Raw genomic sequence first — 19741 nt, forward strand, 5'->3', positions numbered from 1 at the left:
TTTAGTGCATTTTAGACTTTTCTCCACTGTTATTTTCAAAGTTTCCCTTTGTATGAAGCTCATTCTTTTCATCAGATACAACCTGTTTTTTCTTGGATTGGTCTGTAACACTCTTTGCCCTGGATTTTCTTTCTCCCTGAGCTATTTCCATAATATTTGCTGCCATTAGAGAATAGTCCGCAACAGCATTTTGCATCATCATTCCTCCTGCAAAACTGCTGTGATTCACGCCTGCTGTTTCAGAAATATTCATCCCTGCATTCGATGTAATATTCATTCCTGCAGTCATACTAATGTTTTCGCCAGCATTAAGAGTCATATTCTTCGGTGCAGTCACCGAAATATTTCCCTGTCCATCCATAAAATAAGTATTACCACTCGGATCAATAATATTTACACTTCCCTCAGCATCATTCATCAAAATACGGATTCCGCTTCTGGTTTGAATGGATTTCAGGTGATTGTTGACTCCACCTCCCAATGCAACATTTCCATGAAACATTCCGCCCATGGCAAAAGGGAAATCTGGATTATGATACTCAAAACCTACCATTACCTGGTCTCCAATTTCAGGGATGGCTACAAATCCTCTGTTCTGGCTTATAGCATCTGTTCCTCCTGCATCAGGACTCATCATTCTGATAAAGCTTGTTGTATCATTCAATTGCCAATCAAATTGCACTTGTATTCTTCCTTGGTTTAAAGGATCAACATTCGAGATGACGGTTGCTACTTGTGGCTCAGCTTTGGGCATTTCAAAATTAGGCTTCGGCATAAAACCTGTTCCTTCAGCAATCGCTTCAAAATTTCCTGTGTAATATCCTCTTGCATCAACTTCATGACTTACTTCTGTAATCATTAAAGTAGTAAAATGCGAGGTTTGATTGCTGTCTGGCTTTCTCATAGCTAAATCAGCTACACAACCAATATAAAGAAATGGAACTGTTGTTTCTCCTGAAACTGTAAAAACATCTACTGCTTTACTCCCTCTTGCACTCTTTTGGGAATCATCTACATCACGAAACATATTGGCATTAATGGGAGTAGGTGTTAGTGAACGGGTTTTAAAGATAGTATCATTCAATTCATAAGCTTTGGCTGATAACTCACCTAAGTGTTTAATACGATTGTCAACACCCAACATTTTTGTATGGATACTGCTATTATACCCAAAATATTCAGGTTTTGTATGGACTGCATTTAGGGCTATAGAAATATCATTTACATTACTGCCATCAATAAGTTTAATGGGTTTTTCATGAGGTGGAAGTTTTCCAAAATGTAGCACTTCTCCATCATAATAAAATTGTTCTCCATAAGCTTCAGCAATTCTGGCAAGGTAGTTATAATGAGTCTCACAATACTGTGCACTGTAGTTGATATAACTGTTATTTTGAGCGTCTACTCTGAAATCAAAATCATTGGTACCCAGTACTTCCTTGATAACCCTGTCTGCAATAATGGAAGTATTTACAGACTGACTTCCACCAAAGCTTTGGGTGTGTGGAGCAGAATCCATCAGAATGGTGGGGCTGTAACCTTTAAGTACAATATTTCCCAAGCTCATTTTCTCCTTACTGAATGCTACATTTGTAATAATTCCTACAAATGTTCTTTCAGGATTTTCATGCTCTGGATCTTTGTATTTGAACGTTACAGTTAATCGCTTTCCCATGAATTTTCTTGCCTGTTCAAGATTGTAGTTTTGGGTTTCATCTAAGGAATCATGAGCCAGGATAAGCTTAAAACAATGATGAGTTTTAGCACTCTGTTGTAAACGGAAATGTTTAAAATGGCTGATAGGTTTTCCACCAGCTATAATATCGAGTTTAATTACCCGATTGATGCCCGAAATATGGTTCTCGGAAATCATCTCTGAATTGGAGATATTTTTTTTCATCGGATTTGTGTGTTTTTATAAGTCATCAAATGTAGATAAAAATAAAACAAAGAAGGATTATTTTTGTAATATTAAAAAAAACGTAGTGGCTCTCTATGATTTTAATTTCAAAAACTTTGTCCATTTGGGCAAAGTTTTTTGTTTTATAAAGCCTTGAAAAATCGTATTTTTGTTCAAATTATAAGATTTTATGGAATTTTTAGACAGATACCAGCAGATTGTTGCAGATGCCATCACTAAATATACTTTTAAAGATAAACCTTCGGAGCTGTATGACCCGATGAATTATATTATTTCCCATGGTGGAAAACGTCTTCGTCCTATCATGGTGCTTATGGCATGTGATATGTTCGGGGGAGATCTTAAACAGGCTATCAAACCGGCATTGGCTATCGAGTTTTTCCATAATTTCACGTTGATCCATGATGATATTATGGATGAGGCGCCACTAAGAAGAAATAAGCCTACGATTCATACTTTACACGGTCTTAATGTAGGAATTCTTTCCGGAGACGGACTGATGTTGAAAGCATATAAGTTTTTTGAAGATCTTGAACCTGAAATTTTCAAAGCTTGTATCAGAATATTTACTCACACAGGGCTTTTGCTATGTGAAGGACAGCAGTATGATATCAATTTTGAGACTCAGAAAGATGTTACTTTTGATGACTACATCAGAATGATTACTTACAAAACCGGCGTGTTGAGTGCTTCTTCATTTGAAATCGGAGCTTTAATTGCAAGAGCAGATTTTAAAGATGCTAAAGCTATTTTTAATTTCGGAAAACATATCGGAATTGCCTTCCAGATTATGGATGATTATCTTGATGTATTCGGAGATCAGGCGCAGTTTGGAAAAAAACATGCAGGAGATATTTATGAGAACAAGAAAACCGTTCTGTATCTGCTAGCAAGAGAACATGCTACAGACGAGGAAAGAAAAGAACTGGACTACTGGTATTCTAAGAAGACTGAAAATGTTGATAAAGTATATGGAGTAGAAAAGATTTTCAGAAGAACAAAAGTAGATGAAAAAGCATTACGTCTGATTGAAAAACATAATGAGATCGGACAAAGCTATCTTCAGAAAATTGATGTTCCGGAAGAAAAGAAAAAACCTTTTATCGAACTGGCAAATTATTTGTTGAGAAGAGAAAGTTAATATAGGTAGCAGAGGGTAGGTAGCAGGTAACAGTAATTTACCCGCTACTTATTTCCTGCAACCTAATCCTTATACAATGAAATTCAGAACAGAAGTTGATATTCCCGCATCAGAAAAGAAGATTGAGATTGAAGATAAAATATTTTCAATAGGATCATGTTTTGCCTCTGAGATGACGGATTTACTCCAGGACGGACAACTTCAGACCCTTAACAACCCTTTTGGGACTATTTTTAATCCTTTTTCTATCAATAATGCAGTCAACAGATTACATGACTCTGCATTTTATGAAGAAGAGGAACTGATCACTTACAATGAAGAATATATTTCTCTGGATCATCACACCAGTTTTGATACCCGATATATTCATCAGACCTTAGATAAGATTAATGGAGCTATTGAAGCGGGAAATGCCTTCCTTCAGGAAGCTGACTGGATCATTATCACCTACGGATCTTCATTTATCTATGAATTTCTTCCCAAGAAAAAACTGGTGGCCAACTGTCACAAGATTCCGCAAAAGTTTTTTGAAAAAGGACTGCTTTCCCATCAGGAGCTCACCACTTCAATTTACCAGACTATTCTGGATCTTAAGGATATTTGCAAAGAAGGAGTACAAATCCTGTTTACCGTTTCACCTGTAAGGCATACAAAAGACGGAATGGTGGAAAATCAATTAAGCAAATCCAAGCTGATTACTGCTATCCATGAGTCTATTTCAATGTTTGAAAACTGTCATTATCTACCTGTTTATGAGATTTTAATGGATGATCTCCGGGATTATCGTTTTTATAAAGAAGATATGATTCATCCCAGTACACAGGCGGTGAATTATATTTTTGAGAAATTTGGAAAATCTTATTTTTCAGAAGAAACCCAGAATTTTATCAAAGAAAACTTTAAGATTATGAGAGCCCTGGAACATAAAACCAGTGATAAGAAAGATCCGAAGTTTATCGAATTCAGAGAAAAACTGGATCAGAGAATTGAAGTACAGCGTAAAAAAGTAAAACATAAAATATTTTAAATGCTTGATTTCACCAGAATTGACTATCTGAAAGATGGAAATGAAAGACAGAAAAAAGCGTACGAAATTCTTACAAAGTATCGTGTCTTTGAGAAACTGAAAGATTATTCCCCAATTTTGGCAGGAACTGTTCCTATTGAGATTGATATCAAAGGAAGTGATCTGGATCTTATTTTCGAGGTGGATTTAAAATATGAACAGGACTTTCTGGATGATTTACTATTTTGTCAGCTTATTCCTCATGATGTAGAAGTAGAATATCCTATTGTAAACGGGGAGAAATGCATTACATTAAATTTTATGCTGGACGGATTTCCTATTGAGATTTTTGGACAAAATAAGCCTACAGCAGAGCAGAATGCCTATCTTCATATGATTGCTGAATACAAAATATTACAGGAAAAAGGAGAAAAATTTAAACAAAAAATAATAGAACTTAAAAAACAGGGAATAAAAACAGAACCCGCTTTCGGACTATTGCTGGGACTTGAAAATCCTTATGAAGATCTATTGAAATTTTAAATAAAATGATTGATACACATACACATCTATACGCAGAAGAATTTGATGAAGACAGAAAAGAAGCCATTCAGAGAGCTTTAGATAAAGGAATTACAGAATTTTATCTTCCTGCCATCGATTCTGAATCGCATGAGAAAATGCTGCAGCTGGAAGCAGAATATCCGGGACAGATTTTTTCAATGATGGGATTACATCCCTGCTATGTAAAACCGGAATCATGGGAAAAAGAACTTGAAATTGTAAAAAAATATCTTGATCAGAGACATTTTCCGGCAATCGGAGAGATCGGAATTGATCTGTACTGGGATAAAACAACACTTGATATTCAGGTGAAAGCCTTCGAACAGCAGATTGACTGGGCGATAGAAAAAGATCTTCCGATTGTGATCCATACAAGAGAAAGTTTTGATGAAACGTTTGAAGTATTGGAAAGAAAAAAACACCCTAAATTAAGAGGAATCTTTCATTGTTTTTCAGGAAATCTGGAACAGGCACAGCATGCTATTGATCTTAATTTTATTTTAGGGATCGGTGGAGTAGTGACCTTTAAAAACGGGAAAATAGACCAGTTTCTGAACGAAATACCTTTAGACAAAATTGTTCTGGAAACAGATTCTCCATATTTAGCTCCGGTTCCGCACAGAGGAAAAAGAAATGAAAGCTCTTATCTGGATCTGGTTGCAGGAAAACTGGTGAATATCTATGGGAAAGATTTTTCTGAGATAGACCGTATCACGACAGAAAATGCTAAAAACATTTTTCAAATACCATAATTAATGAGCGCCCTGTTAAATTTTATTAGGAGCAACAGGTTGAATGGCATATTGCTGTTTGCTGTTTATTTCATCATTAATCTTTTATTTCTGACAAAATATGGAATCAGACAGTCTTTTGTTCCTCTTACTATTTTAATTATTCTTTTTTCAGGAGGCAATTTATTATTATTTTCTTTAGGAAAATGGTCCTGGTTGAAAAAATTATGGACCAAAAAATCGGTATATCTTCTTATTATTTTTACAACGATTGCTTACATTGCAATGTGCCATGTGATGAAAGATCCTTACAAAATGAATATTGACAGATGGGCAACGTTGGAATTTTCTGTGCAACATTGGGTGAAAGGAGAATACATCTATGATACTCCAAATTTCATGGGGAATTTATCATCTTATCTTCCCGGGCAATTGCTTTTGTCAAGTGTTTTTTATTTTTTAGGGAATGTCGGATATCTTCAGGTTGCAGCCTTTCTACTGTTTTCCTATGTTATCTTTTTAGAATTTAAGGGCAATTTTCAGAGATTTCTTGCGATAGGAATGTTAGGTATTTCCCTGGCTTATATTTATGAAGTGGTTTGTAAGAGTGATTTTATCTCTTCCTTTATTGCAGTGGCAGCCTTTATTCTTTTTTGGAACAGAATGTTTAAAGATGATTATTTTAAAAGACCTTATCTGTTGGGAATATGCATAGGAATTCTATGTCTTACAAGAAGCGTAGTGATCATTCCTTTGATTATCTTTTTATTAAACCCTTTTTTGAAAACCAGCTGGAAAAACAAAATAAAATTTGGATTAAGTTTTTTATTAACGGTAGCAATCTTATTGGCATCCGTTCTGCTGCCTGCCAAAAGTATGGAGCATGTGCTGCAATATAATCCTCTTAATCTTCAGGGGCAAAGCAATAAATTTGTTATGCTGTTTTTTATGATACTGTCGGTAATCCTTTCCTTCTATGTTAAAAAAATAGAAACAGTATTTTACTTTTCAGCCTATATCCTTTTTTTGGTGATGTTGAGCTTTGTAAGTGAACAGTATTTTACTTTAGGATTTTCTTACCAGAATAATTTCTTTTCTACCACTTATCTGGCAGCCTGTTTACCATTTTGTATTATAGGTTATTGCTATACAAAACAAAAAACAGAATAATAATAAACGATCAATAAAAAAGAGGCTGTCCAAAAAGGTCAGCCTCTTTTTTTTTGTTTTGAGACTGCGTATAGTTATGCAGCAATTTTATACTTTTGGATTTTCATATACTTATGGAAAAGATGCATATGTTGTTTGCATTTAAGTGTATTTAGCCAATTTTTACGGTTAAGTTTTCTGTTTTTCACTAATTTTCTAAGATTATGTGCCAATGCCATTAATCCAAATTCAATATTTACTTTTTCAAGTCCTTTTAGAGTAAATCTTGAAAATTTATTATTGCTTTTTAATTGCCCGAATACAGCTTCTACTTCTATAGGCCGTTTACTTCTGTGGTAATGCCCTTTTTCAGATATCAGCCTTTGTCTGGCTTTCATTCTGTGATGGTTCAGATTATAATTCACTTCGATTAATCGATTATCCTGGCTTTGATGGCAGCTTTCTCTAAGAGGACAACCCTGACATCTGAAAGCCTGATAATAATGTACCTGAGATTCATATCCGTTACTGCTGATTCTTTTGCCTTTACCGATAAAGTTCATTTGCTGTCCGCAGGGACATACATAGAAGTTATTTTCCTCATTATAATATAAGTTCTGTACAGCAAACGCATTGTTCTTCTCACTGCGCTTCTGTTCTTTATGAAAATTATTATATTTTACATAGCCCTCTATAGCTTTTTCTGCCATCATTTCGTAATTCTCTTCACTTCCATATCCGGCATCTGCTACTACCTCTTTACTTTGTTTGTGATACTGATTTTCAAAGCTGTTAAGATGATCCTTCAATGTAGTGGTATCTCCAGGAGTCTGATGAATGCTGTAATGGGTGATAAACTGGTTTTCAGTACTGATCTGTGCATTATAGGCTGGCTTAAGCTGCCCATTTTTCATATGGTCGTCTTTGAGCCGCATGAAGCAGGCGTCGGGATCTGTCTTACTATAACTGTTGCGGCCTGAGAGTATTTTTAATTGATCTTCATACTTCTGTAATCTGGGCAGGTCCTGATGCTGAAGCTTTTTAATGAGCTTCTTACCGGTTTTATTGTCCTGTGCCACAGAGTGATTAAGTTCTGCTATTTTATCCTGAAGCTCTCTGCTGTCAATAGATTTTGGAAGGGTCTTTTCATGGGATTCATAACGCTCTTCTTTGATTTGGGATTCAATATCTTCAAGTACGGAATGAATTTGAGCTTCCAGTTTTAATTTATTCTTTTCTACAGATTTTTTCCATACAAAGCTGTATCGGTTGGCAGATGATTCTATTTTTGTACCATCTATATATTGAACATTTAAACTTACGTAACCTAAATTCTGCAAAACAACGGTAACATCTGCAAAAAGACGGTGAATATGGTTTTTAAGCCGTTTGCTCCTAAAGTAATTGATGGTTCTGTAATCAGGCTTACTGTTGCCGGAAAGCCACATGAAATGAATATTTTCTCCAAGTGCCTTTTCTATTTTACGGCATGAATAAATATTGTTGAAATAGGCATAGAATAAAACTTTGATCATCATCCGGGGGTGAAAACTTGTCGTTCCACCGCCTTTATATTCACTTATAATATGATCGATATTCAAGTTATCCACTAATTCATTGATAAGACGTACCGGATCATTAGCACCTATCTTATCAAAAATATCTTCAGGAAATAAGCTGGGAGTATTGGTGGGTAAAGATTTAAACCGTACTTTCATATCAATGTTTGTTTGGGTGCACCTTAAAGATAAATCTTAAAGGACAAACAACAAAAAAATCCCCGAAACTTTTTAAGTAACGGGGATATTTTTTTGGACTTTTTAGACAGCCTCTTTTATTTTATTTTTTTCTGGTGAAATTCTTATTCTTAGGTTTTTTAAACCCTACCGAAGCACCCGCTGCAGGCTTTTTACGGTTGTTATTCGGTCTTGAAGTGTTGCCATTACCTGTTTTAGGCTTACCACCACCAGCAGAAACCGGTTTATTATTCGAATCCCTTTTCTGTGCTATCAGGTCATCAGTATGGAACGGATGATCCTTGATCACAGGAATTTTCTTCCCAATTAGTTTTTCGGTATTCTTTAAATTCAAAAGATCAAGTCCGTCTACAAAAGATATAGAATTACCTTCTGCTCCGGCTCTTCCTGTTCTTCCGATTCTGTGTACATAGGTTTCAGAAACATCAGAAAGTTCAAAATTGATAACGAATTTCAGTTCATCAATATCAATTCCTCTTGCCGCAATATCTGTCGCAACAAGAACTCTTGTTTTTCCGGATTTAAAGTTGTTTAACGCATTCTGTCTTGCATTCTGAGATTTATTACCATGAATCGCTTCTGCAGAGATATTATCCTTCTGAAGTTTTCTGGAAATCTTATCTGCACCATGTTTCGTTCTTGCAAAAACCAATACAGAGTCTGAAATATCATTTTGAAGAATGTGAGAAAGCAAATTCAGTTTGTTGTCTTTTTCTACAAAGTATACAGATTGTTTGATGGTATCTGCAGTAGAAGAAACAGGTGTTACTTCCACTTTCACTGGATTGTTAAGGATAGAATTAGCCAGCTTTTGAATCTCACCAGGCATTGTTGCCGAAAAGAATAAAGTCTGTCTTCTCTGAGGTAAAAGTTTAATGATTCTTTTTACATCATGTACGAATCCCATATCCAGCATTCTGTCTGCTTCATCAAGAACAAAAATCTCAAGGTTTTTCAGGCTGATGATTCCTTGTGCAATAAAGTCCAGAAGTCTTCCCGGAGTTGCTACCAGAATATCAACGCCTTTTCTCAAGGCTGCCTCTTGATTTCCTTGTTTTACCCCACCGAAAATGACAAGTTGCTTTAATGGAAGGTATTTACCGTAAGCATTAATATTTTCCTCAATCTGAATAGCCAGTTCTCTGGTTGGAGTAAGGATTAACGCTTTTATATGTTTATTGGGAATTTTATTTTTGGATAAATTCTGTAGAATAGGGATGGAAAAAGCTGCTGTCTTTCCTGTTCCTGTTTGCGCACAACCTAAAAAGTCTCTGCCTTCCAAAATATCAGGAATAGATCTTTCCTGGATAGGAGTAGGAGTCGTGTATCCCTGCTCCTGGATTGCTTTTGCAATAGGTTCTATTAAGTTTAAGTCTGTAAAATTCAAATGAATTATTTTAAAATTTAAATAAAAATTCCTTCAGTCTGAAAGAATTACATTCTGCAAAGGTAGTTTAAAAAAAATTAAGATATTCTTTTAGTATTTTAGGTATTTATAAAGATACTGCTGAGGATATAAAATAAAATGACCGCCCATATATGAGCAGTCACTTTATTGATATAAAAACTAATGTTTATTTAAATTTATATCCTACACCAGCCTGCAGAAAACCGACTTTCATAGGTAAAGTATTGTTTTTACTTATCTCTATAAAATTGAAATTATATTTTGCATCTACAAAAAACTTGTTGCTAAGCTTGTATTCTGCTCCCAGGAATGGAAATAAGTTTAAGGTCTTTACTCCATCATAATTTCTTTTCTCAGTTCCGGTTATCCTGCTGCTGGCTTCTTCTTTTGTAGAAATATTGAAACCAATATTCATCCCGGCAGAAGCAGAAAGATTAGGAATGATATAATACTTTGCAGAAATGGGAACCTGTATCTGAGTTAGGGAATATGTATAGTTCATATTTCCTAAACTGCCCTGAGTATTTTGTATTGTTATAGGATATGAAATTTTACCGCCTAGCTGAGTATAAAGAACCTCGGCCTGTACTCCGAATTTTGGGGATATTGGCTGCTCTGCCAGAATACCTGCGTAGAAATAAGACTTGGAATCCAGTTTATCATCAAAAAGTTTCATGCTGGATAAAGAATATCCTCCTTTCACTCCAAAGCTGATAGAAGATTCTGTTTTTGCGGGTTGTTGAGTTTGGGCATTAATGAAGCCTGAAAAGGCAAATAGTGAAGCGAAAAAAAAGTTTTTTTCCATGTTGTTTTAAATGGTTAATAATTTTACAAAAAAATAATTCCCCCAAAAGAAGGAATTATTTGCACAAAAATAATCTAAATATTTTTAAATGGGCTATTGTATCTTAGTCCATTCCTGATTCTTTCTTAAATTTTCAAAAAACTGATACACTTCCGAAAGCTTTTTACTTCCACGTTTTCCATAATCTTCTACATTTTTTGATGTCCCATCGGCGAATTTTATTCTTAAATATGATGTTGGAAGATCGGTAATATTGTGTTCACCGTATTTATCATTCAAACTTTTTAGATTTAAGCTATCAAGTAAACTGACTAATTTATTGTAATCTTCTTCTTTAATGGTTCCTTTAAAAGTTCCTTCACGGGGTTTGGAAAACTCATCTTTAGAAGGTTTATCATTAAAATTAAAATGTTCTGCTTCAAAAACAGCCGTTCTGTCCGGATTGATCGTCATTTTAAAAACTGGACAGAATCCAAAGCAGGGAGTTGCTTCATATTCAATTGTAGTATATTTTGAATTTACTTTCTGAGAAGTTGTACAGGATGTCAAAAATACAAATGTACAAATGGCTAGCAAATATTTCATAGTTTTTTCAATTTGAAAGAATCTCCCAATAATTGTTCCAAAAGTATTCATCTTACTATGTTTTTATGTTAAATATAAAAAAGGAAAGCTGTTTAACCCTTTGCTTTTTTGAACCATTAAGATTGTATTAAGATGTTAAGAATATGAAGAGAAACTTCGCTTTATGCTTAAGAAATCAGAATGACTCATCTTAACTATACTTTATCTCTTAAATCTTTCTTAATGGTTTAATATTAAATATAAAATTTAAACCTTTATTTTTTGAACCATTAAGATTTAATAAGGTGTTAAGAGTATTAAGGTAAGCTTCGCTTCGCGCTTAAGAATCAGAATGATTTATCTTAACTATGCTTTATTTCTTACATCCTTCTTAATGGTTTAAAATATTGAGTGGAAGAAATTGTATACATAAAAACAGCCTCAGAGTAAATCTGAGACTGTTTTTTTATGATGCAGTTCTATTTTCAAAATAAAACTGATAAATCAATGTATTTCTATCCGTGCAATTGTTTCCAGATAGCATCTTTCAGCTCCATAAGACCTTCTCCTGTAACACCTGAGAAGAACAGAGGCTGTTTGTTTTCCGGGAACTCTGCTGCAATTTCCTTCTTCAGCTCATCATCCAAAAGGTCAGATTTTGAAACAGAAACAATGAAATCTTTATCCAGTAATTCTGGGTTATATTCTTTCAATTCATTTTCAAGAATTTTAAACTCCTGGAAATGATTTTCAGAATCAGCCGGAATTAAGAATAAAAGGATAGAGTTTCTTTCAATATGTCTCAGGAATCTGTGTCCTAAGCCTTTTCCTTCTGCAGCTCCTTCAATAATCCCGGGAATATCAGCCATTACAAATGATTTGTAATTTCTGTAATCTACAATCCCAAGGTTAGGAGTTAAAGTGGTAAAAGCGTAATTGGCAATTTTTGGTTTTGCCGCAGAAACAGATGCTAAAAGTGTAGATTTTCCAGCATTTGGAAATCCAACAAGTCCTACATCGGCCAAAATTTTAAGTTCGAAGACCACAAAGCCTTCTTCACCATCCATTCCGGGTTGAGCATATCTTGGAGTCTGGTTGGTAGAGGATTTGAAATGTTCGTTTCCTTTTCCACCTTTTCCTCCCTGCATCAAAATGATTTCCTGCTTGTCATCAAGGATTTCTCCGATAATTTCACCTTCTTCATTTTTAGCGATAGTCCCAATGGGAACATCAATATAAATATCAGAACCGTCAGCTCCTGTCAGCTGGTTTTTCGCTCCGTTTTCACCTCGTTCTGCTTTTATGTGACGGGTGTATCGGAGTGGAAGCAAAGTCCATTCATTAGCATTTCCTCTCATGATGACGTGTCCGCCACGACCTCCGTCGCCACCGTCAGGACCACCTTTAGGAATATACTTTTCACGGCGAAGGTGGGCAGAACCAGCACCTCCGTGTCCGCTTTTACAATGGATCTTTACGTAATCTACAAAGTTAGACATATAGTTTGTGTTGCGAGTTGCAGGCTACGGGAGGAAATTTTCTATCCCGCACCCGTATCCCGATTATTTAATTTTCTCTACCTCAGCGAAAAGTTTTTGGGAAATCTCATCAATTTCTCCAACACCGTTTACCTCTACATATTTACCCTGCTGCTTATAAAGCTCGGCAACTTCTGCTGTTTTGGTATAATATTCTTTAATTCTGTTTTCGATGATCTCTACATTGCTGTCGTCTGATCTTCCGCTGGTTTCACCTCTTTTCAGAAGTCTTTCAACCAAAATTTTGTCCTCTACTACCAATGAAAGACAGATGTCTATCTCATCATTCAGTACTTCTTTAACGATGGTTTCCAAAGCTTCTGTCTGAGCAGTTGTTCTTGGGTATCCGTCAAAAATAAAACCGTTGGTATCAGTAGGTTTTTTGATCTCGTCGATCAGCATATCTGTTGTTACCTGATCCGGAACCAATTCTCCCTTATCGATGTATGACTTAGCCAATTTACCAAGTTCAGTGTCATTTTTCATATTGTATCTGAAAAGATCACCTGTTGAAACCTGTTTTAAATTGAATTTCTCGATTAGATTCTGAGCTTGTGTTCCTTTTCCACTTCCTGGAGGGCCGAACAGAACAATGTTTATCATAATGTTGATACGCTTCCAGCAATGGGCATTTTGCTTCTGGCTCTTGGCTTTTGGCGGCTTGCTTTTTTTGCTTTCAGCTTTTTTAAGTTATTATTAAATTTATTTCTTTATATAATTTTAAGCTAAAAGCTATCAGCTAATAGCCAACAGCGTTTAATGGTTGATTTGTCCGTCTTCCAACTGATATAAATTCGGTAGATTTCTTCCTAACTCATCATAATCCAGTCCGTATCCAAGTACAAACTTATTAGGAATTTCTTTTCCGATATAATCCAGTTTGAAATCTTTCTTATAAATCTCAGGTTTCAATAAGAAACTAGCCAGTTTTATAGATTTAGGACGTTGTGTTTCCTTGAAATATTTGAAAAGACTTTCAACCGTATTTCCTGTATCTACAATGTCTTCTACAAGAATGATGTGACGGTCTTTCACTTCTTTAGTAAGCTCCATTTTCTGATAAACGATCCCTGTAGATTCAGTTCCTACATAAGAACTCATTTGAATGAAGGCAATTTCGCATTCTCCCGGGTAATATTTTAAAAGATCAGAGAAGAACATAACAACTCCATTTAAAACCCCAATGAAAACAGGAACTTCATCCTTGTAATCTTCATAAATTCTTAGCGCTGTCTCTTTTACAATTTCCTGAATTTCGGCATCCTTTAAATAAGGAACGAAAGTTTTGTCGTGAACTTTAATGCTTTCCATAAAATTTTTAGTAGTTGGCAAAGTTACGGATTTTTGATTAAAATACTTTCCTGTTTTTATCAGTTTGAAAGTTTAAGGGTTTCGGGATCGCAGAATTGAATATCCTGATGAAGTCTGTTTAAATAATAATAACAATAAGCTGTTTAGCGGGATAGAATGTATAGCCTTAAAAAAAGGATTCAGGAAAGGATTTTAAAAAGCAGGTGTTTGAAATGATGAATAATGTAGGGATGATAAATGTCCTGATTATTGATGAAAAGCAAATATTCAGAAAAATGACTATCTTTGTTCTTTCAAATCCCAAAAATACAGGCATGTAGGATATCATTTCTTTCAGACTCAATAAAACGGTAACGAAGATGTTGCCGGTGTTCAACCTTTATTAAGAAAGAAATCATGATTTTACTGCAAAATATATCCTTTGGGTTTCCGGGAGGAAATCTTCTATTCAATCATATCAATTTAACAATACAGTCTCATACCAAATCTGCTTTGGTGGGAAGTAACGGTATGGGGAAATCAACCCTGCTGAAAATAATCGCAGGTGAAATACAACCTTTAAACGGCAATATCAATATCCAGGGTGATATTTTTTATGTACCTCAGATGTTTGGGAATTTTAATCATTTTACCATTGCAGAATGCCTGAAAATAGACAGGAAATTACAGGCTCTTCACAAAATTACCAATGGAGATGTGGACGAAATGTATTTTGAAACGCTCAATGACGACTGGGACATTGAAGAACGATGTCAGCATGCTCTGGAACATTGGGGACTCGATAATTTTGAATTAACTCAAAAACTGGAAGGCCTGAGCGGAGGGCAGAAGACCAAAGTTTTTCTTGCCGGAATTCAGATCAATCAACCTGATATTATCATATTGGATGAACCAACCAATCACCTGGACAGAGAGGGAAGAAAACTCTTGTATGATCTTATTGACAAAACAGATGCAACAGTTGTTATCGTAAGCCACGACCGTACTTTGCTCAATCTTGTGGATATCATATTCGAATTAAGCAATCAGGGAATTGCTGCCTATGGTGGAAATTATGACTTCTATGCAGAACAGAAAGAAGTGGAGGAGGAAGCTTTGCATAATGATATTCACTCCAAAGAACGCGCTTTGAAAAAGGCAAAAGAAAAAGAACGGGAAACATTGGAACGTAAACAAAAGCTCGATGCAAGAGGTAAAGGGAAGCAGGAGAAATCCGGAGTAGCCAGAATTATGATGAATACGCTTCGGAATAATGCTGAAAAAAACAGTTCAAAACTTAAAGGTGTACATGCTGAGAAAATCAGTGGGATTTCTGGTGATTTAAGAGATCTGCGTTCCTCTTTAAAGAATTCTGATCAGATGAAAGTTAATTTTAATGATTCCAATCTGCATTCAGGAAAAATTCTTGTTACTGCTGAAGAGGTTAATTTCACTTACGGAAAAGAAAAACTCTGGAAAGAAAACATCAGCCTTGAGGTTCGAAGCGGAGATCGAATCTCAGTGAAAGGTTCAAACGGTTCCGGTAAAACAACACTGATAAAACTTCTGTTGGGAAAACTTGAACCTTCAGAGGGGAAAATAAATAAGACGGAATTCAACAGCATCTATATTGATCAGGAATATTCTCTGATTGATAATGACTCGACGCTTTATGACTTTGTACAGACTTTCAATGACAATGCAATGCAGGAATCTGAAGTGAAAACATTATTGTCCAGATTTTTATTTTGGAAAGACACCTGGGACAAGAAATGTGGTATGCTCAGTGGTGGTGAACGTTTACGGTTACTTCTTTGCGGACTTTCTATCAGCAATAAAGCACCTGATGTGATTATCCTTGATGAACCTACGAATAACCTTGATCTTCAGAATGTAGAAATTCTCACCAATTCTATCAAAGATTATCATGGAACCCTATTGGTTATTTCCCATGATGAAGTTTTTCTGGAGGAGATTGGGATGGATAGAGAATTAATACTGGAGTAATTATTATATTTCTCACGGATTTAGCAGATGTGGCGGATAATAGTTACAAAAAACTATTTTATAATAAGATGAAAAATTCAATAGGGGTGGGCTTTAGCCCACCTTCAATATCAAAACAATTCCATTGGCTTTAGCCAAAACCTATCATAAAAAACATGGAAATCAATTTCCATGTTTTTATTTTTATGAATTATTTCTTCGTTTTCTTAACTGCATCAATATAAATCTTCTTGATACTGTTTTTCTCTTCCTTTTCACTGATACTTTCAAGAGCAGGAAGCAGGGTTGTATTATGACTGGTTTTCAATTTCAAAATCTCCCCCAACGCAAATGCTGCACTCCATCGTACCACAGTTCCTTCATGACCTGTATTGCTTAGCAGATTGGTGATGGCTTTATCCAGATTTTCAGGGAATAAATGGACGGTGTTACCTATTACTTTGGCGCTTTCCCATTTTATTCTGGGTGCTTTTTCAGTAAGCGTTTGGGTAACAAATGAAAATACGGTTTCATCTGCAAGGCTAGGATTCTGTTTCGTAGCGTATTCTAACGCTTCTATGCACGTAGCTTTTACAGGGTCTTTTGATTTCTCTGCGAAAGCAATCAGTTCATCACTAGGTAAAGAAGCATCAACAATCCATTTGCTGATGATGTCTACTTTTTCCTTTGATTTTACTGTCTTGTCTTTTATAAGTTCTTCTATAGTCACGGTGATTGATTTTGTTTTTTCAGTGTCCTAAATTAACAATTCCTTTTAAAAGTAACATCACCCGTCATTGCGAGCAAAGCGAAGCAATCTCTACTTAGCAAGTAAGTTTCCCTGTTTTATTCTATCCAAAATAATCTCCATCTTTTGAGACAGCTCATAATCCCCTGAAAGTTCAATCAAAGGAGTATCTATATCAGATAACCATTCAAGATGAGCTTTTAAAGTTCTGTTGGCAATTCCTGTATTATGGTCATAATCTTTAGCCCAATCCATAAACTCCTGATATTTTTTGGCTCTTTCAAGATGGGTGATCAGTTCATCGCCGTATCTTTCATATTCCCTTTTTCTCAGTCTTTCCATTCTGAGTTCAGAAGGCAGATAGAGAAATATAATCAGATCAAACTCAGGAAATACATTTTCTCCCCAATGAATGATTGAGCCTCCAAAAATCCAGTTTTCAGTAGTGTGAAGCTTCTCTGAAACAGAAGTATTTCTTATTTCAGGATTTTGTCTTTCCGTAAATGGATGCTGGGTTGTAAGCCAGAAAAAATCATCACTGTCAAAATATTCAATATTAAGTTCCCCAGACAAAGCTTTTCCTAAAGTGGTCACTCCAGAACCGGAAGCTCCGAAAATATGTATTCTCATGATTTATTATTCTATAAAATCTGCGAAATCTCTATAATCTGCGAGAGATTTTAATACTTTGAAATCCAATTAGAGATTTCCTTCAGCACTTCTTCCTGTATTTCCTCATTCAAAATTTCATGACGCATTTCAGGATAGATCTTTACATCTATATGTTGGAAACCATCAGCTTTTAGATGATTAACGGTATGCATCACACCTTTTCCAAAATCACCAATCGGGTCATTCTGCCCGCTTATAAACAGGAAAGGAAAGGATTTTGAAATAGATGAAGCCCAATTCCTGGATGTGGCTTTTTTATAAATGGTAAATAAAGTATAAAAAGCATTGTGAGTGAACGGAATTCCGCAAAGTTCATCCTGTTCAAAGGCTTTTCTGTTTTTTGTATTGACACTCAGCCAGCTGGTAGCACTGAAATCTTTATCCTTTTTAAAATGCTTATTGTTGACACTTGTGAAAACAGAATTCAAGAAAGTACGATGACGAGGAGCGATGGCATTGGTTAATGATAGATAAGCTCTCAATATATCTATTCCAGGTAAAGGTCCGCCGGTTCCTGTAATGATAGCTCCGGAAAATTTACTGCTTGCCTTTTGAAGAAGACAACGCGTGATAAAAGATCCCATAGAATGTCCCAAAATAAAATGAGGAACATCTGGATATTGTTCTGTAAGATGATCTGCCATCATTTCTGCATCAGCAACAAGCCTTTCATCCGGTTTTTCAAGCTGAAAGAAACCAATGTCTTTTTTCTCTTTTACAGATTTTCCGTGCCCCAAATGATCATACGTTAATACAGCAATCCCATGACTGGCAAAATATTCTGCAATCTCTGCATATCTTCCGCTGTGTTCCTGCATACCGTGAACAATAAGTAGCGTGGCTTTTGCTGTCTCAGGTGAAAATAAGGTGTAGAAAAGCTGGGACTTGCTGTTTATTTTTGATGGGAGGTATGCAGACTTTTGTAGTGATCTCATGGGGGATTCTCTTTTGGTTTGGAGGGTAATTGAAGATACAGAATTAATGATTTTTCTATTCATTTAATCTTGATGAAATATCCATTTGTTGATGAAGAATTCTTATGATTTCAATTTCTTCATTTTTAAGATTGATTTTGTAAAATATAAAATGAGATTTCACCCTTGAACGGAAATATCCTTTTCTGATTTCACCATAATCTTTTCCAGATTTTGGATTCTCAGATAAATATTCAATTTCATTCATGAGCAAATCAAAATAACGATCTGCCTGTTTTACTGACCACGTTTCGAAGGTGTAAAGCCAGATTTTTTCTAAATCATTTGACGCTTCTTTACTGATTTTGTATTTCATTTAGTCAGCAGAATGTTTTTGATGAAGATTTTTCAAAAATTCTTTACGGTCAAAATTTTCAACAAAACCAGATTTTTCACCTTTTTTTAATTCGTTGATTAATTCTGTTTTTTTAGATTCTTCATGTTCGAACATTCTTAAAGCTGTTCTTACAACTTCACTGGCGGAAGAAAATTTTCCGGATTTGATCTGTTGGCTGATAAAGTTGTCAAAATAATCTCCTAATAATATGGATGTGTTTTTTGCCATTGTGTTAATTTTAAATCAAATATACCAATTATTGGTATTTATTCAAAGTTAATTATCAAAGAAATTTTAAAATAATTGGAAGGATTTATGTTGATTTTGTAAAATTCAATAGAAAATTAATTGATATAAACTCCAAAGAATTGTAAAGAAAGATGCTGAAAAAATTAATTTTGGGAAATAATTATTTATCAAATTATTATTTTTTAAGTATTTATTTCCCATTACTAATCTAGATTCAGTCTTTTCTAATAAATCTGAAAAATATTTAATAGAATTAAAATCTTCAGCCATATTATTTTTTAAGTCTAAAATTTCATTTTTTAATAGTTCTAATTTAGCACCTTTTATATCTAAGTCTATGTCTTCATTATTTAAAGTATCTGCTTCACTATTTAATCTTGTAATATTATCTGTGTGTTGAGTAATTGTAGAAGAATAATGTTTTATTTTTTCTTTAGATTCTGTGATAATTAAATTAATTTCTTTTGGCATTCTAAAATTTAAATTATCGTAATTTAAAAGATTGCAAAAGCGTAAAAAATAATAAACATTAATCGTAAAAAGGATATAGGAAATATATTCTTTTTTAATGTCTATTTTGAGACCATTAATCTCAATTTCTGATAAAGAAATTATATTGGTGCAAAGAAGAATTACAACTGTAGAAGTCCAAATTATGTTATTTCCTACACTTTGTGTTTCAGAATGAATAAAATTTATAAAACTATAATCAATAGAATTTAAATTTTCTTCAATATTTTGATTAGAGATATTATTCATTAAAAGTGTTTATATATATTTAGAAAGTAAGTATTTCAAATATATAAAAATAATAATTCGACCTCATGATTTCCACCCCACCCAAAAATAAAATCCACCTAGAATTTGCTCACCCAATTTTTTAAAAGTAATTTTGCACGAA

20 protein-coding genes are annotated in these 19741 nt (G+C 34.6%); 6 read left to right on the forward strand and 14 right to left on the reverse strand.

Features of this window, described 5'->3' with window-relative positions:
- Position 1: 1 nt before the first annotated feature.
- The gene (locus ACKTTZ_RS14155) at positions 2-1900 is read right to left on the reverse strand and encodes a type VI secretion system Vgr family protein (RefSeq protein ID WP_407845862.1); all 1899 of its coding nucleotides are present in this window, start codon (positions 1898-1900) and stop codon (positions 2-4) included.
- 190 nt (positions 1901-2090) lie between these two features.
- Here ACKTTZ_RS14155 and ACKTTZ_RS14160 point away from each other — a divergent pair, with 190 nt between their 5' ends.
- From ACKTTZ_RS14160 to ACKTTZ_RS14180, 5 genes are all read left to right on the forward strand, one after another.
- Positions 2091-3062 (forward strand): polyprenyl synthetase family protein, encoded by a 972-nt coding sequence (locus ACKTTZ_RS14160; protein WP_034697588.1) that lies wholly within the window; start codon positions 2091-2093, stop codon positions 3060-3062.
- 76 nt (positions 3063-3138) lie between these two features.
- The gene (locus ACKTTZ_RS14165) at positions 3139-4089 is read left to right on the forward strand and encodes a GSCFA domain-containing protein (protein WP_034697589.1); all 951 of its coding nucleotides are present in this window, start codon (positions 3139-3141) and stop codon (positions 4087-4089) included.
- On the forward strand, positions 4090-4611 hold the full coding sequence (locus tag ACKTTZ_RS14170; RefSeq protein ID WP_407845863.1) for a DUF4269 domain-containing protein: 522 nt from the start codon (positions 4090-4092) through the stop codon (positions 4609-4611).
- A gap of 5 nt (positions 4612-4616) precedes the next feature.
- Positions 4617-5384, forward strand: coding sequence for a TatD family hydrolase (locus tag ACKTTZ_RS14175; protein WP_407845864.1), 768 nt, complete (start codon positions 4617-4619; stop codon positions 5382-5384).
- Between the two features lie 3 nt (positions 5385-5387).
- Positions 5388-6533, forward strand: coding sequence for a hypothetical protein (locus ACKTTZ_RS14180; protein WP_253317287.1), 1146 nt, complete (start codon positions 5388-5390; stop codon positions 6531-6533).
- A 74-nt stretch (positions 6534-6607) separates the two neighbouring features.
- On the opposite strand, the gene ACKTTZ_RS14185 is transcribed toward ACKTTZ_RS14180, so the two are convergent.
- The 7 genes from ACKTTZ_RS14185 to ACKTTZ_RS14215 form a co-directional block, all read right to left on the reverse strand.
- Complete coding sequence (locus tag ACKTTZ_RS14185; RefSeq protein ID WP_407845762.1) at positions 6608-8230, reverse strand: IS1182 family transposase; 1623 nt, start codon at positions 8228-8230, stop codon at positions 6608-6610.
- A gap of 121 nt (positions 8231-8351) precedes the next feature.
- Positions 8352-9656: a DEAD/DEAH box helicase gene (locus ACKTTZ_RS14190; protein ID WP_253317286.1), complete on the reverse strand. Its 1305-nt coding sequence runs from the start codon at positions 9654-9656 to the stop codon at positions 8352-8354.
- 187 nt (positions 9657-9843) lie between these two features.
- Positions 9844-10482 (reverse strand): porin family protein, encoded by a 639-nt coding sequence (locus ACKTTZ_RS14195; RefSeq protein WP_034697444.1) that lies wholly within the window; start codon positions 10480-10482, stop codon positions 9844-9846.
- A 93-nt stretch (positions 10483-10575) separates the two neighbouring features.
- On the reverse strand, positions 10576-11067 hold the full coding sequence (locus tag ACKTTZ_RS14200) for a DUF6438 domain-containing protein (protein ID WP_407845865.1): 492 nt from the start codon (positions 11065-11067) through the stop codon (positions 10576-10578).
- 494 nt (positions 11068-11561) lie between these two features.
- Complete coding sequence (gene obgE / locus ACKTTZ_RS14205) at positions 11562-12545, reverse strand: GTPase ObgE (RefSeq protein WP_079240760.1); 984 nt, start codon at positions 12543-12545, stop codon at positions 11562-11564.
- Positions 12546-12608: 63 nt separating this feature from the next.
- Positions 12609-13187 (reverse strand): adenylate kinase, encoded by a 579-nt coding sequence (locus ACKTTZ_RS14210; RefSeq protein ID WP_034697446.1) that lies wholly within the window; start codon positions 13185-13187, stop codon positions 12609-12611.
- Positions 13188-13340: 153 nt separating this feature from the next.
- Positions 13341-13895 (reverse strand): phosphoribosyltransferase, encoded by a 555-nt coding sequence (locus tag ACKTTZ_RS14215; RefSeq protein WP_034697447.1) that lies wholly within the window; start codon positions 13893-13895, stop codon positions 13341-13343.
- Positions 13896-14291: 396 nt separating this feature from the next.
- Here ACKTTZ_RS14215 and ACKTTZ_RS14220 point away from each other — a divergent pair, with 396 nt between their 5' ends.
- Positions 14292-15881: an ABC-F family ATP-binding cassette domain-containing protein gene (locus tag ACKTTZ_RS14220; protein ID WP_034697448.1), complete on the forward strand. Its 1590-nt coding sequence runs from the start codon at positions 14292-14294 to the stop codon at positions 15879-15881.
- A 190-nt stretch (positions 15882-16071) separates the two neighbouring features.
- Here ACKTTZ_RS14220 and ACKTTZ_RS14225 read toward each other — a convergent pair whose 3' ends face one another.
- The 6 genes from ACKTTZ_RS14225 to ACKTTZ_RS14250 all read right to left on the reverse strand — a co-directional run bounded on the left by ACKTTZ_RS14225 (position 16072) and on the right by ACKTTZ_RS14250 (position 19599).
- Positions 16072-16590, reverse strand: a complete 519-nt coding sequence (locus ACKTTZ_RS14225; protein WP_034697449.1) for a hypothetical protein — start codon at positions 16588-16590, stop codon at positions 16072-16074.
- A gap of 90 nt (positions 16591-16680) precedes the next feature.
- A complete protein-coding gene (locus tag ACKTTZ_RS14230; RefSeq protein ID WP_407845866.1) occupies positions 16681-17238 on the reverse strand; it encodes an AAA family ATPase in 558 nt (185 codons plus the stop codon).
- Between the two features lie 50 nt (positions 17239-17288).
- Positions 17289-18215 carry an alpha/beta fold hydrolase gene (locus ACKTTZ_RS14235; RefSeq protein ID WP_407845867.1) on the reverse strand — a complete coding sequence of 309 codons (927 nt, stop codon included), beginning with the start codon at positions 18213-18215 and terminating at the stop codon, positions 17289-17291.
- Positions 18216-18270: 55 nt separating this feature from the next.
- The gene (locus ACKTTZ_RS14240) at positions 18271-18570 is read right to left on the reverse strand and encodes a type II toxin-antitoxin system RelE/ParE family toxin (protein ID WP_253317282.1); all 300 of its coding nucleotides are present in this window, start codon (positions 18568-18570) and stop codon (positions 18271-18273) included.
- Positions 18571-18819 carry a type II toxin-antitoxin system ParD family antitoxin gene (locus ACKTTZ_RS14245; RefSeq protein ID WP_253317281.1) on the reverse strand — a complete coding sequence of 83 codons (249 nt, stop codon included), beginning with the start codon at positions 18817-18819 and terminating at the stop codon, positions 18571-18573.
- 105 nt (positions 18820-18924) lie between these two features.
- Entirely contained in the window at positions 18925-19599 is a 675-nt protein-coding gene (locus tag ACKTTZ_RS14250) for a hypothetical protein (protein ID WP_253317280.1), read from the reverse strand.
- Positions 19600-19741 lie beyond the last annotated feature (142 nt).

The organism is Chryseobacterium sp. KCF3-3, assembly GCF_045865955.1.
Taxonomy (GTDB): domain Bacteria; phylum Bacteroidota; class Bacteroidia; order Flavobacteriales; family Weeksellaceae; genus Chryseobacterium.

What these genes read in the sequence shown, in the direction of transcription:
- ACKTTZ_RS14155 (WP_407845862.1), bottom strand. Translation starts at nt 1,900, where the DNA reads ATGAAAAAAAATATCTCCAATTCAGAGATGATTTCCGAGAACCATATT.
- ACKTTZ_RS14160 (WP_034697588.1), top strand. Translation starts at nt 2,091, where the DNA reads ATGGAATTTTTAGACAGATACCAGCAGATTGTTGCAGATGCCATCACT.
- ACKTTZ_RS14165 (WP_034697589.1), top strand. Translation starts at nt 3,139, where the DNA reads ATGAAATTCAGAACAGAAGTTGATATTCCCGCATCAGAAAAGAAGATT.
- ACKTTZ_RS14170 (WP_407845863.1), top strand. Translation starts at nt 4,090, where the DNA reads ATGCTTGATTTCACCAGAATTGACTATCTGAAAGATGGAAATGAAAGA.
- ACKTTZ_RS14175 (WP_407845864.1), top strand. Translation starts at nt 4,617, where the DNA reads ATGATTGATACACATACACATCTATACGCAGAAGAATTTGATGAAGAC.
- ACKTTZ_RS14180 (WP_253317287.1), top strand. Translation starts at nt 5,388, where the DNA reads ATGAGCGCCCTGTTAAATTTTATTAGGAGCAACAGGTTGAATGGCATA.
- ACKTTZ_RS14185 (WP_407845762.1), bottom strand. Translation starts at nt 8,230, where the DNA reads ATGAAAGTACGGTTTAAATCTTTACCCACCAATACTCCCAGCTTATTT.
- ACKTTZ_RS14195 (WP_034697444.1), bottom strand. Translation starts at nt 10,482, where the DNA reads ATGGAAAAAAACTTTTTTTTCGCTTCACTATTTGCCTTTTCAGGCTTC.
- ACKTTZ_RS14200 (WP_407845865.1), bottom strand. Translation starts at nt 11,067, where the DNA reads ATGAAATATTTGCTAGCCATTTGTACATTTGTATTTTTGACATCCTGT.
- obgE (WP_079240760.1), bottom strand. Translation starts at nt 12,545, where the DNA reads ATGTCTAACTTTGTAGATTACGTAAAGATCCATTGTAAAAGCGGACAC.
- ACKTTZ_RS14210 (WP_034697446.1), bottom strand. Translation starts at nt 13,187, where the DNA reads ATGATAAACATTGTTCTGTTCGGCCCTCCAGGAAGTGGAAAAGGAACA.
- ACKTTZ_RS14215 (WP_034697447.1), bottom strand. Translation starts at nt 13,895, where the DNA reads ATGGAAAGCATTAAAGTTCACGACAAAACTTTCGTTCCTTATTTAAAG.
- ACKTTZ_RS14220 (WP_034697448.1), top strand. Translation starts at nt 14,292, where the DNA reads ATGATTTTACTGCAAAATATATCCTTTGGGTTTCCGGGAGGAAATCTT.
- ACKTTZ_RS14230 (WP_407845866.1), bottom strand. Translation starts at nt 17,238, where the DNA reads ATGAGAATACATATTTTCGGAGCTTCCGGTTCTGGAGTGACCACTTTA.
- ACKTTZ_RS14235 (WP_407845867.1), bottom strand. Translation starts at nt 18,215, where the DNA reads ATGAGATCACTACAAAAGTCTGCATACCTCCCATCAAAAATAAACAGC.
- ACKTTZ_RS14240 (WP_253317282.1), bottom strand. Translation starts at nt 18,570, where the DNA reads ATGAAATACAAAATCAGTAAAGAAGCGTCAAATGATTTAGAAAAAATC.
- ACKTTZ_RS14245 (WP_253317281.1), bottom strand. Translation starts at nt 18,819, where the DNA reads ATGGCAAAAAACACATCCATATTATTAGGAGATTATTTTGACAACTTT.
- ACKTTZ_RS14250 (WP_253317280.1), bottom strand. Translation starts at nt 19,599, where the DNA reads ATGAATAATATCTCTAATCAAAATATTGAAGAAAATTTAAATTCTATT.